Annotated in this window: 14 protein-coding genes; 6 read left to right on the forward strand and 8 right to left on the reverse strand. The window is 59.4% G+C overall.

Annotated elements, in window-relative coordinates; translation table 11 throughout:
• Positions 1-689 (forward strand): IS3 family transposase (locus BMZ36_RS02375; protein ID WP_143085952.1); only part of this gene is annotated, 689 nt, incomplete at its 5' end.
• 281 nt (positions 690-970) lie between these two features.
• Here the strand turns inward: BMZ36_RS02375 and BMZ36_RS02380 are convergent.
• Positions 971-1,681: an REP-associated tyrosine transposase gene (locus BMZ36_RS02380; protein WP_091190893.1), complete on the reverse strand. Its 711-nt coding sequence runs from the start codon at positions 1,679-1,681 to the stop codon at positions 971-973.
• A gap of 332 nt (positions 1,682-2,013) precedes the next feature.
• Here BMZ36_RS02380 and BMZ36_RS02390 point away from each other — a divergent pair, with 332 nt between their 5' ends.
• Entirely contained in the window at positions 2,014-2,400 is a 387-nt protein-coding gene (locus BMZ36_RS02390; RefSeq protein ID WP_218142611.1) for a hypothetical protein, read from the forward strand.
• Positions 2,401-2,503: 103 nt separating this feature from the next.
• Here BMZ36_RS02390 and BMZ36_RS02395 read toward each other — a convergent pair whose 3' ends face one another.
• The 3 genes from BMZ36_RS02395 to BMZ36_RS02405 form a co-directional block, all read right to left on the reverse strand.
• The gene (locus BMZ36_RS02395; RefSeq protein ID WP_091190897.1) at positions 2,504-2,908 is read right to left on the reverse strand and encodes a gamma-glutamylcyclotransferase family protein; all 405 of its coding nucleotides are present in this window, start codon (positions 2,906-2,908) and stop codon (positions 2,504-2,506) included.
• Positions 2,868-4,553 carry a single-stranded-DNA-specific exonuclease RecJ gene (gene recJ / locus BMZ36_RS02400; RefSeq protein WP_091190901.1) on the reverse strand — a complete coding sequence of 562 codons (1,686 nt, stop codon included), beginning with the start codon at positions 4,551-4,553 and terminating at the stop codon, positions 2,868-2,870. Before recJ ends, BMZ36_RS02395 begins: the two co-directional genes overlap by 41 nt.
• A 153-nt stretch (positions 4,554-4,706) precedes the next feature.
• The gene (locus tag BMZ36_RS02405) at positions 4,707-5,705 is read right to left on the reverse strand and encodes a hypothetical protein (RefSeq protein ID WP_091190906.1); all 999 of its coding nucleotides are present in this window, start codon (positions 5,703-5,705) and stop codon (positions 4,707-4,709) included.
• Between the two features lie 99 nt (positions 5,706-5,804).
• Here BMZ36_RS02405 and BMZ36_RS02410 point away from each other — a divergent pair, with 99 nt between their 5' ends.
• Positions 5,805-7,040 carry a lipoprotein-releasing ABC transporter permease subunit gene (locus BMZ36_RS02410; RefSeq protein WP_091190909.1) on the forward strand — a complete coding sequence of 412 codons (1,236 nt, stop codon included), beginning with the start codon at positions 5,805-5,807 and terminating at the stop codon, positions 7,038-7,040.
• The gene (lolD, locus tag BMZ36_RS02415; protein WP_091190913.1) at positions 7,033-7,710 is read left to right on the forward strand and encodes a lipoprotein-releasing ABC transporter ATP-binding protein LolD; all 678 of its coding nucleotides are present in this window, start codon (positions 7,033-7,035) and stop codon (positions 7,708-7,710) included. The genes BMZ36_RS02410 and lolD overlap by 8 nt, the downstream gene beginning before the upstream one ends.
• A 140-nt stretch (positions 7,711-7,850) precedes the next feature.
• Here the strand turns inward: lolD and BMZ36_RS02420 are convergent, their stop codons facing one another.
• Complete coding sequence (locus tag BMZ36_RS02420; protein WP_091190916.1) at positions 7,851-8,444, reverse strand: MarC family protein; 594 nt, start codon at positions 8,442-8,444, stop codon at positions 7,851-7,853.
• Positions 8,445-8,554: 110 nt separating this feature from the next.
• The gene (corA, locus tag BMZ36_RS02425; protein WP_091191358.1) at positions 8,555-9,520 is read right to left on the reverse strand and encodes a magnesium/cobalt transporter CorA; all 966 of its coding nucleotides are present in this window, start codon (positions 9,518-9,520) and stop codon (positions 8,555-8,557) included.
• A gap of 161 nt (positions 9,521-9,681) precedes the next feature.
• Between corA and alaS the strand changes: the two genes are divergently transcribed.
• Both alaS and BMZ36_RS02435 read left to right on the forward strand, forming a co-directional pair.
• The gene (gene alaS, locus BMZ36_RS02430; RefSeq protein WP_091190919.1) at positions 9,682-12,312 is read left to right on the forward strand and encodes an alanine--tRNA ligase; all 2,631 of its coding nucleotides are present in this window, start codon (positions 9,682-9,684) and stop codon (positions 12,310-12,312) included.
• 112 nt (positions 12,313-12,424) lie between these two features.
• Positions 12,425-12,745, forward strand: a complete 321-nt coding sequence (locus BMZ36_RS02435) for a hypothetical protein (RefSeq protein WP_091190921.1) — start codon at positions 12,425-12,427, stop codon at positions 12,743-12,745.
• Positions 12,746-12,894: 149 nt separating this feature from the next.
• On the opposite strand, the gene BMZ36_RS02440 is transcribed toward BMZ36_RS02435, so the two are convergent.
• Together BMZ36_RS02440 and BMZ36_RS02445 are read right to left on the reverse strand one after the other, a co-directional pair.
• Positions 12,895-14,520 (reverse strand): methyl-accepting chemotaxis protein, encoded by a 1,626-nt coding sequence (locus tag BMZ36_RS02440; RefSeq protein ID WP_091190925.1) that lies wholly within the window; start codon positions 14,518-14,520, stop codon positions 12,895-12,897.
• A gap of 180 nt (positions 14,521-14,700) precedes the next feature.
• The gene (locus BMZ36_RS02445) at positions 14,701-16,323 is read right to left on the reverse strand and encodes a methyl-accepting chemotaxis protein (protein ID WP_091190931.1); all 1,623 of its coding nucleotides are present in this window, start codon (positions 16,321-16,323) and stop codon (positions 14,701-14,703) included.
• Positions 16,324-16,363 lie beyond the last annotated feature (40 nt).

Below are 16,363 nucleotides of genomic sequence, written 5' to 3' on the forward strand. Positions count from 1 at the left end.
AACTGAACCGGGAAGGCATCACGGTAGCCCGCTGTACGGTCGAGCGGCTGATGCAACGCCAAGGCTTGCGCGGCGTGGTGCGCGGCAAAGTGGTCCGCACCACGATCAGCGACAGCAAGGCACCCTGCCCGCTGGATCGAGTCAATCGACAGTTCAAGGCCGAGCGCCCCAATCAGCTGTGGGTCTCGGATTTCACCTATGTCTCGACTTGGCAAGGTTGGCTGTATGTAGCCTTCGTCATCGACGTTTTTGCCCGACGCATCGTGGGCTGGCGCGTAAGCAGTTCCATGCACACCGACTTCGTGCTCGACGCCTTGGAACAAGCACTGTACGCCCGCCAGCCAAGCCCGGAGGAAGCCTTGATTCACCACTCGGACCGGGGGGCGCAGTACGTCTCGATTCGCTACAGCGAACGGCTGGCAGAAGCAGGGATTGAACCCTCCGTCGGCAGCAAGGGGGACAGCTACGACAATGCCCTGGCGGAGACGATCAATGGCTTGTACAAGGCGGAGATGATTCACCGACGGGCACCGTGGAAAACCAGGGAATCCGTGGAACTGGCAACGCTGGAATGGGTATCCTGGTTTAACCACCACAGGCTGCTTGAGTCGATCGGCTATATCCCTCCTGCGGAAGCTGAGGCAAACTACTACCGGCAACTCGCCAGTCAGGCCGCCATTGCGATCTGACTTAAATCAACCAGCCTCCACGAAACCCGGGGCGGTTCATAGGGTAAGAATCGATATTTCGATATTTTCCTCACCGACTAAGGCTTATGGTTATGTTTCCGGCGAAATGGAGCTCGACAAACTGCCGGAGCCAAATGCTCATTTGCCTTGGCCTGTGGCTTGGGTTCAAGAGCGCCCCTCTTACTTCACTCCAGAACAAAGTCTTGTTCAGTCAGTTCAGCCATGGTCTTTTGGTACAGATCAAAGGGGTCAGACTCGATTGATTTTACAGATCAAAGGGGTCAGACTCGATTGATTTTAAATTTCTCGGATTTCCTATCCCCTCCACGCTGCAATGGCTCCACCCTTCGATCCAGCAACGCAGCCACTTTTTCCTTGAACCGCGAATCTCCCAGCACCCACGCTTTGTTGATGGATGACCTCACCTCATCCAAAGTTTTCTGGTCAAGCAACACATTGAACAAGGCGCGGTACGCCGTTTTCCTGTCTTCGGCAGACTGTCCAAGTGACTGATACAGCGTATGCGGTACAAGCAAAGGATCGCTGACGCCCAGCGCATTCCCCCGGTAGCTGGACCATGGATAATCGGCAGGGTGGTCAACCATCCCCGCTCGCACAGGGTTCATCTCTATGTAGCGATAACACGTCAGCGCATAGGCATCGCCATCAATCAAGCTTGCCTTGTACCGCCCCTCCCATAGGGTTCCAGTTCGCTGGTAAAGATAGTTAAAGTACTGAACATAATAACGCCCTACCCGCTGGATCATCTTGGAAATGCCGTCTTCCATATGCGCGGTAACCAGTAAATGCACATGGTTGGTCATCAAAACATAGGCATGGATATCGCACTGATGCAACTTGGCCGCATCCTGCAATTTACCAAGATAAAATCGGTAGTCTTCTTCGGCACTGAAGATCGGTTCGCGGTTATTGCCGCGGACCATGACATGCTGGGGGTGGCCGGGTAGAACAAAGCGAGGAAGGCGAGCCATAGGAAAGCCTTATAAGAAGGGGCGCTTCAAGGATAACGGTTGATGATCAATAAATCAATCGAGTCTGACCCCATTGATTATTTTGACCCCATTGATTATTTTCAGCATCGCTTGGTGTACCAGGTTATTGATGATCAACACACCGTCAAAGTGCTTCGTATGTGGTCGCATTATGAATAAAGGCGCCGCAGGAAGTGAGCATTTGTTTATCGATTGAGAAACTTTGGCCCAAATAACTGCTATTTTGTGAAGCACAGCCGTACAACGCATAACGAAGTTGATGCGTACACGCTGCAGAACTTCACAGGCATCAATCATTTTTAAAGGCTCCCATGATCGATTGTTATGATCCGGAAATCGCTCCCGATCCGGAGGAGTGGCTGGCTCTCGATGAGGGCTCAAGAATTGAGCAAGTTGAACGCTTTCACCGGAATGCACGGATTCCGTTACCGAAAAGCGCCCGGCACATGCATGCGGTCATCCACAGCATCGTGGAAAACCAGTTGGCAATGGAAGATCAGGAGATTGTTCGAGCCGTCTTGCAGCGGCTGATTTTGGAGGGGCTAACCCGCCATGATGCCGTTCATGCCATCGGTTCCGTCTTGACTGAACATATTTACGATTGCCTTCACGGGGATAGCCATTTACCTGACTGGACCGCGCCCTACTATGCCGAGCTGCAGCAACTCACCGCGGAAAAGTGGCGTCACAATCATTGATCCAGCCAGGTGAAGTTTGCAAGACGAACTGAAGCCCGAGCAACGGCATGGTGCATGTAATACCGTGAAATTTCCGCCATTCGATGACAGTCTCAGACCACCATCACGGCAAATTCCAGCTCCCATCCGCCAGCAAATCACCCTCGGGCCGCACAGAAAAATACGCCCAGGCCCGGATCTCTTCATTACCTGCCGTACGTACGGCGATTTCTTTGCGCACATACAGTTGCGGACATTCTTCAAGCTCGTCGAGCTGGGCCAGTTCCTGCGGGATGACTGAATAGAGTTCGCCCTGCACGGGGTAGCGGGCTTCGCTTTCGACCAAGTGGGGCCACGGGTCGGCGCCCTGATAGAGCGCGTAGTGCTCGCAGGTTTCGCCCTCGCCCATGCAGACCGCTTGCGCCAGCCAGTGGTGGTTGCTGCCGCCACGCTTGAGCGTGCCGTAGACAAACACCACTAGCCGGTCGTCACTCGCAGTATTCGATCTGCAGTTGCAGGATTCTTTCATCGCGGAATTCGTTGACGCCGATCTTGTAGACGGCACAGATTCGCGCCGGCAAGGGCTCGGCAGACTGGAAGCGCATGGCGTCGAGCACCTGGCCGTGGGCATTGGCGAGCTTGAGCTTGAGATGGCGCGCGCCGACAACGCGCTGCTCCACCACGCGGAATTCACCCTGGAACAGCGGCGGGGGGAAATCCTGGCCCCAGACCTGTTTTTCCAGCTTTTCCGCGACTTCCAGCGCAAAGGCATCCGGCGGCAGTTCTCCGTCTGTCTCGATGATGCGGTCCAGATGTGCTTCGGTCATCAGTTCGCGGCAGACCGCTTCGAACGCGGCGCGGAAAACGGGAAAATCCGCCTCGCGCAGGGTGAGCCCGGCGGCAGCTGCATGCCCGCCGAAGCGCACGATCAGGCCCGGCTGGCGCTTGGAAACGAGATCCAGCGCATCGCGCAAATGCAGCCCTGGAATCGAGCGCCCCGATCCCTTGATGAGCCCTTCTCCGCCTTCGGCAAACACCAGCGTCGGGCGGTGGAATTTGTCTTTCACGCGGGAGGCAAGGATGCCGACCACGCCTTGGTGCCAGTCCGCCCGGTACAGGCAGATACTGTAATCGCTCTCGATCGACAACCCGGCGAGCAGGCCTTCAGCCTCTTCGCGCATGCCGGCTTCGATCTCGCGCCGTTCGCGGTTCATCTGATCGAGTTCGTGCGCCAGCGGCAGGGCAGCGGCTTCGCTGTCTGCCAGCAAGCAGGCGATGCCCAAGCCCATATCGTCCAGGCGACCCGCGGCATTCAGACGTGGCCCGAGCGTGAAGCCGAGATCGAAGCAGGATGCCTTGGCAAACTGGCGCCCGGCCACGGCAAACAGGGCCATGATGCCGGGCGAGGCGCGGCCGGCACGCATGCGTTTCAAGCCCTGTTCGACGAGGATGCGGTTGTTGGCATCGAGCTTGACCACGTCGGCGACCGTTCCCAACGCAACGAGATCGAGCCATTGCGCCAAGTTGGGCTCGGCCTTGCCGGCAAACGCGCCGCGCTGACGCAATTCGGCGCGCAGGGCCATGAGCACGTAGAACATGACCCCCACGCCGGCCAGGCTTCGCGACGGAAATTCGCAGCCGGGCTGGTTGGGGTTGACGATCAGCGCATCGGGCAGCTCGTCGCCGGGCAGGTGGTGATCGGTAATCAGCACTTCGATGCCGCGGGCATGCGCGGCTTGGACACCCTCAATGCTGGCAATGCCGTTGTCCACGGTCACGATCAGGTCGGGTTTGCGCGTGGCTGCGAGTTCGACAATTTCCGGCGTCAACCCGTAGCCGTACTCGAAACGGTTGGGAACCAGGAAATCCACACAGGCGCCGAAAGCCGCCAGCCCGCGCATGGCCAGCACCGTGGCCGTAGCGCCGTCGGCATCGTAGTCGCCGACGATCAGGATGCGCGCCTGCCGGGCAATGGCATCGGCCAGGCACTTGGCTGCCGCTTCGGCATTCTTCAGCCGGGAAAAAGACAGCAGGTTGGTCAGTTCGTGTTCGAGTTCGCTATGGCAGCGAATGCCGCGAGCGGCGTAGAGGCGCGCTTCCAGCGGCGAAAAACCATGTTGCTGCAAGGCGGATTCCAGCTCCGGCGGAGCGTGGCGGATACGGATTCGGGGCATTGAAAATCTACTTCGTTCTGTGCGGTTATTCTGAAATTCATTCAAGCGGATAAGGGATTGCCCGACTTCCGATTGCGAAGGCTTGGCCGCCCATTGATTCGGCCAGTGAAGCTTGGGGGGTGCCGTCATACCGGCGCCGGCCGGGGTGACGATCTACCACGGCAGCCAAGGACGTCGCCACATACACCACAAAGCCCGTCGATCCAGAGCAATGCGGAGCCCGGCTTCCGGCAAGATCAGTTCGAGTGTACTGATCTTGCCGGCGGAAAGCCACTCATGCGCGGGCGCGAACCAGTCGCCTTCCAGCATGGTCCAGCCCTCGCGCCACGTCAGCGCATCGCCCCACAAGGCGGGATAGGCCAGATCGTCGAGCACCACCAGCACCTTCTTGCCGGGCAGGTTTCCCAGCATGCCGGGGCGGGGCCCGCGATGACAGCCGGCCAGTCTGGCCAGTGCGGCAATCATCGGATCGTCGGCCATCAGCCACTCGGCCGGCTTTTGCAGATCGTGGCGCAGCGGATAGCGGCCGCCGCCCCACAACCACAGGCTGTTGATCAGCGGCAGGCCGAGGCTGGCGCGGATATCGTTCACCGGGTGGGCATAGAGCAGCATCTGCATTTCGTTGATGCGCCGATGCCAGCGCGCCGCATCCGGCCCTTGCGGCAGGAAGGCGCCGATATCCTCGTTGCCGAATGCGGATTCGAGCTCGGCGAATTTCACTTGCGGCGCGTCTGCAAGGCGCAGCAGCCACCGGTCCGGCGTGGCGGCGATGAAGTGCATGTCGTCGCCGGCGAACTGGTGGTTAAGCGTAGCCACCAGTTGCACAGCCTCGTCCGGACTGACATGCAGGCCACGCGGATCGGCCATGCAGGCGCCGAACTGGTTCGCCATCAGATGAACGGGGTCAGCGCGCAGCCAGTAGCCCGGCTCCGCATCAGCGTGTTCGGCTGCCAGCGTCAACGGTCCGGCGGGAAAATCATCCAGGCCGAACGCTTGCGCCAGCCAGTCAAGGCAGCGCACGGGCTCGAACCGTTCGCGCGCGCCGCGCCCGCAAAGCAGGGAAAAAGCCGCCGGCTTGAGGCCGACGGTAACTTCGGCGGCTTCGGTTTCTTTCGGCCAGACGGCATGGGGGATGACAAGTCGGAGGTGCATGGGTCCATGATAGCAGCAGCACGGTAACAATGAAGACCCCGCATCCGGACCCGCCTGCCGGCATGCTAAACTTCGCCGTCCCGAACAGATAAGACCACAATGTACGAACTCATGATCGGCCTGCGCTATATCCGCGCCAAACGCCGCAACAGTTTCATTTCCTTCATTTCGATGATTTCCATCGTCGGCATCGCGCTCGGTGTGGCCGCGCTCATCATCGTGCTGTCGGTCATGAACGGCTTCCAGCAGGAAGTGCGCACGCGCATCCTCGGCATGGCCGCGCACGTTACCCTCACCGGCCCTACCGGCCAGCTTGAAAACTGGCAGACCGTCAGCGCGCGGGCGGGCAAAGCGGAGCATGTGCGGGCCGTGGCACCCTACGTCAACGGCCAGGGGTTGATGACCAACGGCGAACAGGTCAAGGGCGTACTGGTGCGCGGTATCGATCCAGCACTCGAAAGCGGTGTCAACGAGGTAGCCGACAAGCTGATCGCCGGCCGGCTCGACAGGCTGGCTCCCGGCGAATTCGGCATGATTCTGGGCTGGCATCTGGCCGCAAACCTCGGCGCGCGTCCTGGCGACAAGGTCACGCTCATCACGCCGCAGGGCCAGGTCACGCCCGCCGGCATGGTGCCGCGCCTGAAGCAGTTCACCGTGGTCGGCATCTTCCGCGCCGATTACTACCCCTACGATTCCGGCTTGGCGCTGCTGCACCTGCAAGATGCGCAACGCCTGTTCCGCATGGGCGATACGGTAAGCGGCGCGCGCGTGAAGCTCGACGACCTCAACAACGCCCGCGCTGTCGGCGCCAACCTCAGCCGCCAGATGCCCAACGTACTGGTTTCCGACTGGACCCAGGAAAACCCCAGCTATTTCCGCGCCGTGGAAATCGAAAAACGCATGATGTTCATCATCCTCACGCTGATCGTTGCCGTCGCCGCATTCAATCTCGTCTCCACGCTGGTCATGGTGGTCACGGACAAACAGGCCGACATCGCCATCCTGCGCACGCTCGGTGCCACGCCGGGGTCGATCATGAAGATTTTCATGATCCAGGGCGCGGTTTCCGGCTGTATCGGCACGCTGTCCGGCGTGGTGGGCGGGGTGCTGGTTGCGTTGAACCTCAACGTGATCGTGCCGGCCATCGAACAGTTCTTCGGCGCGCGCTTTTTGCCTTCCGATGTCTATCTCATCAGCGAGATGCCATCCAAAGTGCTGTTCGGCGACGTTTCCAGCATCGGCCTGATCGCCCTGCTGCTCGCTTTCTCGGCCACCTTGTATCCAAGCTGGCGCGCTTCGCGCATCAACCCGGCGGAGGCGCTGCGTTATGAATAAGCTGATTCTCAAGGCCACGGGGCTCGCCAAGACCTACCGTGCCGGCAAGCTCGAAACCCCGGTGCTCGCCGACGTCGAATTTGAACTGAGCCAGGGCGAGACCGTTGCCGTGGTTGGCGCATCCGGCTCGGGAAAATCCACCCTGCTGCATTGCTTGGGCGCGCTCGACATCCCGAGCGCCGGCAGTGTCGAGCTCATGGGGCAGGATCCTTTCAAACTCGGTGAAGTCCGCCGCAGCCAGCTGCGCAACCAGCACTTGGGGTTCGTCTATCAGTTCCACCACCTGTTGCCGGAATTCACGGCACAGGAAAACGTTGCCATGCCGCTTTTGATCCGGCGCATGAACAAGGTCGAAGCACTCAAGCAGGCCGCAGACATGCTGGAAAAGGTCGGGCTGGGGCACCGGCTGGAACACAAGCCGGGCGAGATGTCGGGCGGCGAGCGCCAGCGCGCGGCAATTGCCCGCGCGCTCGTCACCCAGCCGGCCTGCGTGCTGGCCGACGAGCCGACCGGCAACCTCGACCGCCACACCGCAGCCACCGTGTTCGAACTCATGCTGGAACTCAGCAAAAACCTGGGGACCGGTTTCGTGATCGTTACGCACGATCCGGAGCTGGCAGCCAGATGCGGCCGGATCATGAAGCTGGCAGATGGCAGGATCGTGGATTGATGCGGTTGAACCACAGAGACACAGAGAAAAAACAAACAGCCGCCCTTGCGGGTGAACCACACAACAAGCTGATTTCTCGTCCCTCTCTGTGCCTCAGTGCCTCTGTGGTAAAAAATTCAAGATGAATCGATCCAACAGGATCAAGCCGGGACCACCAGATAGGCGCGGATTCCGGTCATCACCATGTGCACGGAAATGACCGCCAAAAGCAAGCCGGAAAGGCGCTCAAAAGCTTCCATCAAACGCGGCGGAATAAAGTGCCCGACGCGCACCCCCCCCACCAGCAGGATGGCCGATACCAGCCAGGCCAGCGTCATCATGCCCATGCCGACCAGCGGATTGGCTTCGGATTGCGCCGACATGATCATGACCGTCGCCAGCGCAGACGGGCCAGCCATCAGCGGAATGGCCAGCGGAACAATAAAGGGTTCCACCTCGGCTTCGCGCGCCACACCTCCGTTTTCGTCCGGGAACACCATGCGCAGCGCGATGATGCCCAGTACCACGCCGCCGCAGATCGTGAGATCGGACGAATCCACCCCCAGCAAACCGATGAAGCGCGCGCCCACGGCGTAGAACAGCACCAGCAAGCCCAGCGCGATGAACGATTCGCGCGCCACCACCTTCCAGCGGTGCTCAGGCTCGACCTTGCTCAGGAGACTCAGCACTACCGGCAGGTTGCCAAACGGATCGAGAACGAAAAACAGGGTGATGGCGAGGGAAAGGACTTGCATGGAATCGCTGCTTGGTACGTTGTTGGGCGCAAGTGTAGTGGATGTGCGGCTTGTACGGGTAGCGGCTATCCCCTATTCCGGCAAGCTGTCGGGATGGACAGCGCCGAACTTCAAAGCCAGCCGGCATGCCTGAAACGCCTGTACATGACCAGACTGGTCACGCCAATCACCGCAAGCGCCAGCGGGTAGCCGTACTCCCATTGCAACTCGGGCATGGATTTGAAATTCATCCCCCAGATGCCGACAAAAGCGGTGACCACCGCAAAGATGCCGGCCCAGGCAGCCAGCTTCTTGTTGACTTCGCTTTCCTCGATGGCAACCATGGAAAGGTTGACCTGAATCGCCGTCCCGATGGTATCCCGGATCGTGTCGATGGAGGCGTTGATGCGGCTCAGGTGATCGTGCACATCGCGGAAATACTCGCGCCCCCGCGCGCACACTTCGGGGCCGCGGTTGCCGAAAAGCTTGCCTGACGCTTCCATCAATGGCGCGACCGCGTGCTTGAGCAGCATGACCTTGCGCTTCAGCTCATACAACCGCTCGATGTTGGAACGCGCTGCATTCTTGGAAAAAATCTGCTCTTCGATCTCTTCCAGTTCGGATTCGAGCTGGTCCATGAGCGGGAAATAGCGATCCACGACCGCATCCATCAGCGCGTAAAGAACAAAGCCGGAACCATGCCGAAGCAGATGCGGTTCCCGCTCGCAACGCTCGCGCACTGCAACGAAATGGCGTTGACTGTGACTGCGAACCGAAAGAACGTAGTTATGCCCGACAAAGACGTTCATCTCGCCCAGGCGTAATTCGCCCTTCACCTGCTCCAGCAAATGCATGACGACGAAAAGCGATTCTCCATACTCCTCGATCTTCGGGCGCTGGTGACCGTGACGGGCATCCTCGACAGCCAGCTCGTGCAGGTGGAATTCCTTTTTCATCAACTCCAGCTCTTGCGCCGTGGCATCGCACAGGGCCACCCAGACGAAACAATCCGGTTTTTCCAGGTAATCGCTGATTTCTTCTTCCATCAAGTCCGCAAGACGTTCACCGTCCCGGTAGGCCACACAGTTGACAATCATGATTCCCCCTGTTTTTTCAGCGCTTCGTCTCAGGATCAGCGTTTCGCCAACAGCCATAACCACAGTACCAGCATATCAGATGGACGCCATCCCCTCCCGCGCCAGGCGCTTTTCCTTTAGAATTCCCGCCTTTACTGCTTAATTTTCCAGGCTGAGTTGCCATGAAATCTGCCGAGATTCGCCAGAAGTTCCTCGATTTCTTTGCCCAGAAGGGCCACCAGGTTGTCTCCTCGTCGTCGCTGATCCCTGCCAACGACCCGACCATCCTGTTCACCAACGCCGGCATGAACCAGTTCAAGGACGTGTTCCTCGGCTTCGACAAGCGCGCCTACAACCGCGCGGCATCCAGCCAGAAGTGCGTTCGCGCCGGCGGCAAGCACAACGACCTGGAAAACGTCGGCTACACCGCGCGTCACCACACCTTCTTCGAAATGCTGGGCAACTTCAGCTTCGGCGATTACTTCAAGCGCGATGCCATCGTCTACGCCTGGGAATTCCTGACCACGCCTGCCGGCCTCAACCTGCCCAAGGAAAAACTCTGGGTCACGATCTACGCCGAAGATGACGAAGCCTTCGACATCTGGCACGAAGTCATCGGCCTCGCCCCCGAGCGCATCATCCGCATCGGCGACAACAAGGGCGCCGAGTACGCCTCGGACAACTTCTGGGCGATGGGCGACACCGGCCCCTGCGGCCCCTGCACCGAAATCTTCTACGACCACGGCGCGCACATTGCAGGCGGCCTGCCGGGCTCGCCTGACGAAGACGGCGATCGCTACATCGAGATCTGGAACAACGTGTTCATGCAGTTCAACCGCGACGAGAACGGCGTGATGCACCCGCTGCCCAAGCCTTCGGTCGATACCGGCATGGGCCTGGAGCGCGTGTCTGCCGTCATGCAGCACGTGAACTCCAACTACGAGATCGACCTGTTCGTCGAACTGCTGAAGGCCGCGGCCAAGGCTACTGGCGTGGAATACAACCAGACCACCCCGTCGCTCAAGGTCATTGCCGACCACATCCGCGCCTGCGCCTTCCTGATCGCCGATGGCGCCCTGCCCTCCAACGACGGCCGCGGCTACGTGCTGCGCCGGATCATCCGCCGCGCGATCCGCCACGGCTACAAGCTCGGCCAGAAGGGCCTGTTCTTCCACAAGCTGGTCGCCACGCTGGCCGACGTGATGGGCGATGCCTATCCGGAACTGCGCAGCCGTCAGGCGCATATCGAGGACGCGCTCAAGCTGGAAGAAGAACTCTTCGGCAAGACCGTCAACCACGGCATGGAATTGCTGGAGCAGGCACTGGCCGGCGGCAAGACCGTACTCGACGGCGCCACGGCATTCAAGCTCGCCGATACCTACGGCTTCCCCATCGACCTGACCGCCGACATCTGCCGCGAACGCGGCCTGAGCGTGGACATGGAAGGCTTTGAAGCCGCGCTCGAAGCGCAGCGCCAGCAATCCAAGGCCGCCGGCCAGTTCAAGATGGCTGCGGGCCTCGCCTACGAAGGCAGCGCCTCGCATTTCCACGGCTACAGCGAAACCAGCTACGAAGCCACCGTTCTCGCGCTCTACAAGGGCAGCGAGCAAGTATCCGAACTCAAGACTGGCGACGAGGGCGTGGTTGTACTCGACCACACGCCGTTCTACGCCGAATCGGGCGGCCAGTGCGGCGACGTGGGCGAAATCTTCGCCGCCGGCGGGCTCGACACCCTGTTCGACGTGACCGACACGCAGAAGGTCAAGGCCGACGTATTCGGCCATCAGGGCAAGCTCGCGCGCGGCAGCCTCAAGGTGGGCGACAGCGTCACTGCCAGCATCGATCTGCACAAGCGCATCGCCACCACGCGCAACCACTCGGCCACCCACCTCTTGCACGCCGCGTTGCGCGAAGTGCTCGGCACGCACGTCGAGCAGAAAGGCTCGCTCGTGACCTGGGAGCGCACGCGCTTCGACTTCTCGCACCCGAAGGCCGTCACGGCCGAAGAAATCGCCAAGGTCGAGCAACTCGTCAACCATGTCATCCTGCACAACAAGCCGCTCGCCATCGCCCTCATGAGCTATGACGACGCCATCAAGGCCGGCGCCATGGCGCTGTTCGGCGAAAAATACGGCGACGAAGTCCGCGTGGTGAAGATGGGCGATTTCTCGACCGAACTCTGCGGCGGCACGCACGTGGCGCACACCGGCGACATCGGTTTCTTCAAGATCATCGCCGAAGGCGGTGTTGCTGCCGGCATCCGCCGTATCGAAGCCGTGACCGGCGAAGGCGCACTGGCGCTGGTGCAAGGCATGGAACGCGAAATCAAGGATGCCTTGGCTGCAGCTCAAGCCCAGCCGGGCGAGCTTGTCGCCAAGGTCGGCCGCATCCAGGATCAGGTCAAGACCCTGGAAAAGGAACTCGCCCGCCTCAAGGCCAAGCTCGCTGCCAGCCAGGGCGACGAGATCGCCAGCCAGGCTGTCGAAATCAACGGCGTGAAGGTGCTCGCCGCGCAGATGGAAGGCGCGGACACTGCGGCCCTGCGCGAAACGCTCGACAAGCTCAAGGACAAGCTCAAGACCGCCGCCATCGTGCTGGCCTCCGTCACCGACGGCAAGGTTGCACTGATCGCCGGCGTCACCGCCGACACCACGGGCAAGATCAAGGCCGGCGAGCTCGTCAACTTTGTCGCCCAGCAGGTCGGCGGCAAGGGCGGCGGCCGTCCGGACATGGCCCAAGCCGGCGGTACCCAGCCGGAAAACCTGTCTGCCGCACTCGATGGCGTAGCAGGCTGGGTGGCAGGAAAACTGTAAGCGGAAAGTTCGTGCATCCAGAAACAACGCCCGCGATTCGCGGGCGTTGTTGTATCAAACGGGGCTTTCTGTGGGAGCGGATGAAATCCGCGATTATTGACCCGGCCAGATTTTGTTTGAACTCGTCACCCCGGCGCAGGCCGGGGTCCAGTGGCATGAAGTGGCTTCGTTGCTGGATACCGGCCTGCGCCGGTATGACGGCAAAAATTCAAACTTCACTTGGCTGGATCAATACACCTTCCTGTGGAAGCGGGTGAAATCCGCGATGATCGACAGGCTCCTTCGCGGATTTCATCCACTCCCACACTCCAGCTCAATCACGCAGTGCGTGACGGCAAGCCGGACGATGGAGCCTTGCCAGCCCGCACCTTGTTTTTTCGGCTCGCAAAACATTGCAAACAAATTCGCCGGGGGCGGCCGTGGGCATCGGTGATCTCTCTGGCCTCGCCAGGCAAAACCCAGCGGTTGCATTTGTAGCAATAAATCTTCTCTTCTGAATTTCCCACTATCGCTCTTTCTGCAGTTCAATCGGCAACGAAAAAGGCGGGCATCCACCGCCCGCCCCGGCTGTCTCGAATCGGTTTAAAGCTTGTATGCCGCCACGATGCCGTGCATTTCCTTGGCCAGACGGTCCAGATCGCGCGCGGCGCGGGCGCTTTCTTCGGCGGCGGCGCTGCTTTCCTCGGACATCTGGGCAATCTTCTCGACCTGGATGGCGATATTGTTGGTGGCGGTGCCTTGTTCGCGGATCGCGGTGGTGATTTCTTCGACCATGCCCACGGCGCTACGGCTGCCCTCGCCGATCCGGCGGATCGAATCGTTGGCCTCCTGCGCGCGCTCAACGCCCTGGTTCACTTCCGCAACGGCGCCTTCCATGCTGCGCACGGCATCGCTGGCGCTGGCGCGCATGGTTTCGATGGTGCGGGCGATTTCCTGCGTGGACGAGGCGGTACGCTCTGCGAGCTTGCGCACTTCGTCGGCCACCACGGCAAAGCCGCGGCCCTGCTCGCCAGCGCGAGCCGCTTCAATCGCGGCATTGAGCGCCAGGAGGTTGGTCTGGTCGGCGACTTCCTTGATGACAGCCACGACATTGGAAATCTGGGCGCTGTGCTGCTCCAGTTCGTGGATGCGCTCGGCGGCATCGTGCACGGTGGCGGCAATCTGGTTGATGCCTTGCGCGGTGTGGCTGATAACCTCTTCGCCGGAAGCGGCCAACTGGCCGGATTCGCTGGAAATGCGATTGGCTTCCTGAGCGCGGTCGCCGACATGGTTGATGCTGACGGTCATCTCTTCAACCGTCGCAGCCATGCCGGAAGCGGCTTCGCTTTGCTGGTGCGAGGCGGTCGCAACCTGGGTCGAAGTTGCAGCCATCTGGTTGGCGGCAGCGGCAACGGATTGGGCGCCGGACGCGATGGATTTCAGGTTGCCCTGCAATTTGTCGAGCAGGTTGTTGAAGGCAAAGGCCGTCGAACCCAGCTCGTCCATGCGGGCAATGGGCAGGCGCGCGGTGAAATCGAGCGATTGACTGACCTGCTCCATCATGCCCTGCAGGCGACTCAAGCGGAAACGGAGTTCTCTGATCAGGAAGAAAGCCAGCAAGCCGATCGCGGTTACGCCGAACACGATGGCAAGCACCGTGAAGACCTGACCCTGTGCGGCCCTGGCAAGCGCAGCATTGGTGGTTTCCGTAGCCAGTTTCTTGTTGAATTCCAAGTGATTATCAAATCCTTGGCGAACCTTGGTTCCCAGCGGAGCGAGCTGTTTGGCGAGCACTTCGTTGGCCGCGTCTTTCTCGTTCTTTCGCGATTTCGGCAGCAATTGGCTATTGAGCAGTTCCGCGTATGCCTTCAGGTCGCGGACATTGGCTTCCAGCAGTTTCTTGTCTTCGTCGTTGGACAGCAGTTTTTCGTAATCCTTGAGCTGCTTCAAGCTTTTCTGCAATTGCTCTTCCAGGCCCTTTTCAACAGCCTGCATCCGGGCGGCATCGGTACTCATCACGTGCCGGTAGATGTTGATACGGACTTCCATGTAGGCCTGTCGCGCCTCGCTCAGGATTTGCACGCTGGCCAGGCTGTCGTCATTGATCTGATGAATACTTTCCGACCCCTTGTTCGCGACGTACAAGCCCACCGATCCAACAATCAACAGAGCAGATACGGAGACCACGATCATCATGATGATGCGCTGGGCTACTGTCAGATTTTTCATCGTTCATCACACCTTGATTGTTTAAATAAATCAGCTCGTTTTTTGAAGGCGCGAGTATACACAACTTCGTTGCATGAACAAGAACAAAAACCATATTGCCAAACTGGTTTTATACAATGCAAGCGGCAAGAAAAAACGGACTCATGAGTTGAGTCCGTTTTCAAGGAGACAGGGAAAGGATCAGAGTCGGTATGCGGCCACGATGTCATGCATCTCGCCAGCCAGACGATCAAGGTCATGCGCTGCGCGAGCGCTTTCTTCTGCTGCCGCGCTGCTTTCCTCGGACATCTGGGCGATCTTCTCAACCTGGATGGCAATGTTGTTCGTAGCCGTACCTTGTTCGCGGATCGCAGTCGTAATTTCTTCGACCATGCCCACGGCATTGCGGCTGCCCTCGCCAATCTGGCGGATCGAATCGTTGGCAACCTGAGCCTGTTCAACCCCCTTGCCCACCTTCGCAACCACTCCCTGCATGCTGGCCACGGCATTGCCGGCACTGTTGCGCATGGTATCAATGGTGCTGGCAATTTCCTGAGTGGACGAAGCCGTACGCTCGGCCAGCTTGCGCACTTCATCGGCCACTACGGCAAAACCGCGCCCTTGCTCGCCGGCACGCGCAGCTTCGATGGCTGCATTGAGCGCCAGCAGATTGGTCTGATCGGCAACTTCCTTGATCACGGAAACCACATTGGATATTTGCTGGCTATGTTGTTCCAGGCTGTGGATGAGGTCGGCAGCTTCGTTGACCGTCGTAGCGATATCCTGAATATCGCTGGCGGTTTGCCCGATCACCTGCTCACCCATATTGGCCAGCTTGCCGGATTCGCTGGAAATTCGGTTGGCTTCCTGCGCGCGATCCGCCACGTGGTTGATGCTGACGGTCATTTCTTCGACTGTTGCGGCCATGCCGGAGGCCGCCTCGCTTTGTTGCTGGGAAGCGCGGGCGACTTGGGTCGAAGTCGTTGCCATCTGGTTGGCTGCCGCAGCTACGGACTGCGCCCCTGCAGCAACCGACCTGAGATTACCCTGCAGGCGTTCCAGCAGTTTATTGAACGCATCGGCAGAGGCGCCCAATTCATCCAGACGTGCAACCGGGATGCGCAAGGTGAAATCCAGCGACTGGTTGACTTGCTTCATCATGTCCTGAAGCCGGTTCATTCGGAAGCGGATTTCTTTTGCAACCAGATAGCCAAGCGTCCCGACCACTGCCAATGCAAGCAAAATTGCCGAAACTTGAATCCACTTGGCTCTGGCATAGGCTGCTGCATTATCCTTGCGCAACCCTTCTGCCAGCTTCCAGTTGTAATCCATGTGATCGGCCAGATTCTTGGTCAGCCCTCTCGCGGTCTGGCTGAACTCACCCGTCGGCAGCAGCATGACATGCACGCCGTGCGTATCCTTGGCATCGGATTTTTGAAGAAGTGTCTTGACGATGCTCATGTACCGGGCAAGACTGGCCTTGTCCGCCTCAGTCATTTTTTTGTCGGTATCGTCAGACAGCAGTTCCTTTTCATAGCGGTTCAGGTTCTTCAGCGCCAATTGATAGTGTTCTGCTATGTGTTTTTCCGCTGCCTCTTTTTCTGCCGTATTTTCAGCCAACAAATGATCCCGCACCGCAATCCGGATTTGATCTACGGAAACTCGTGCTTCATCCAAGGCTTTCACACTTGGGACCGTATTTTCCTGGACATACTCAAAACGGGTTTGGGCCGCGCCCAACCCCCAGAGCGCATATCCCCCAACACCCAGCAGGGACAACAGCGCAATGGTCAGAATCATGATGATACGGTTTGCAATACCCATGGTTTTCTCCAGTCACCCAAGACACACCCGTTGGGGCGTC

It is taken from the genome of Formivibrio citricus (assembly GCF_900115065.1).
GTDB classification, from domain to species: Bacteria; Pseudomonadota; Gammaproteobacteria; order Burkholderiales; family Chitinibacteraceae; genus Formivibrio; species Formivibrio citricus.

Coding starts and splice junctions, on each gene's coding strand:
- recJ (WP_091190901.1), bottom strand. CDS start 4,553: ATGCCCCGAATCCGTATCCGCCACGCTCCGCCGGAGCTGGAATCCGCC.
- BMZ36_RS02445 (WP_091190931.1), bottom strand. CDS start 16,323: ATGGGTATTGCAAACCGTATCATCATGATTCTGACCATTGCGCTGTTG.
- BMZ36_RS02410 (WP_091190909.1), top strand. CDS start 5,805: ATGTACGAACTCATGATCGGCCTGCGCTATATCCGCGCCAAACGCCGC.
- BMZ36_RS02440 (WP_091190925.1), bottom strand. CDS start 14,520: ATGAAAAATCTGACAGTAGCCCAGCGCATCATCATGATGATCGTGGTC.
- alaS (WP_091190919.1), top strand. CDS start 9,682: ATGAAATCTGCCGAGATTCGCCAGAAGTTCCTCGATTTCTTTGCCCAG.
- lolD (WP_091190913.1), top strand. CDS start 7,033: ATGAATAAGCTGATTCTCAAGGCCACGGGGCTCGCCAAGACCTACCGT.
- BMZ36_RS02380 (WP_091190893.1), bottom strand. CDS start 1,681: ATGGCTCGCCTTCCTCGCTTTGTTCTACCCGGCCACCCCCAGCATGTC.
- BMZ36_RS02395 (WP_091190897.1), bottom strand. CDS start 2,908: ATGAAAGAATCCTGCAACTGCAGATCGAATACTGCGAGTGACGACCGG.
- BMZ36_RS02420 (WP_091190916.1), bottom strand. CDS start 8,444: ATGCAAGTCCTTTCCCTCGCCATCACCCTGTTTTTCGTTCTCGATCCG.
- BMZ36_RS02405 (WP_091190906.1), bottom strand. CDS start 5,705: ATGCACCTCCGACTTGTCATCCCCCATGCCGTCTGGCCGAAAGAAACC.
- BMZ36_RS02390 (WP_218142611.1), top strand. CDS start 2,014: ATGATCGATTGTTATGATCCGGAAATCGCTCCCGATCCGGAGGAGTGG.
- corA (WP_091191358.1), bottom strand. CDS start 9,520: ATGATTGTCAACTGTGTGGCCTACCGGGACGGTGAACGTCTTGCGGAC.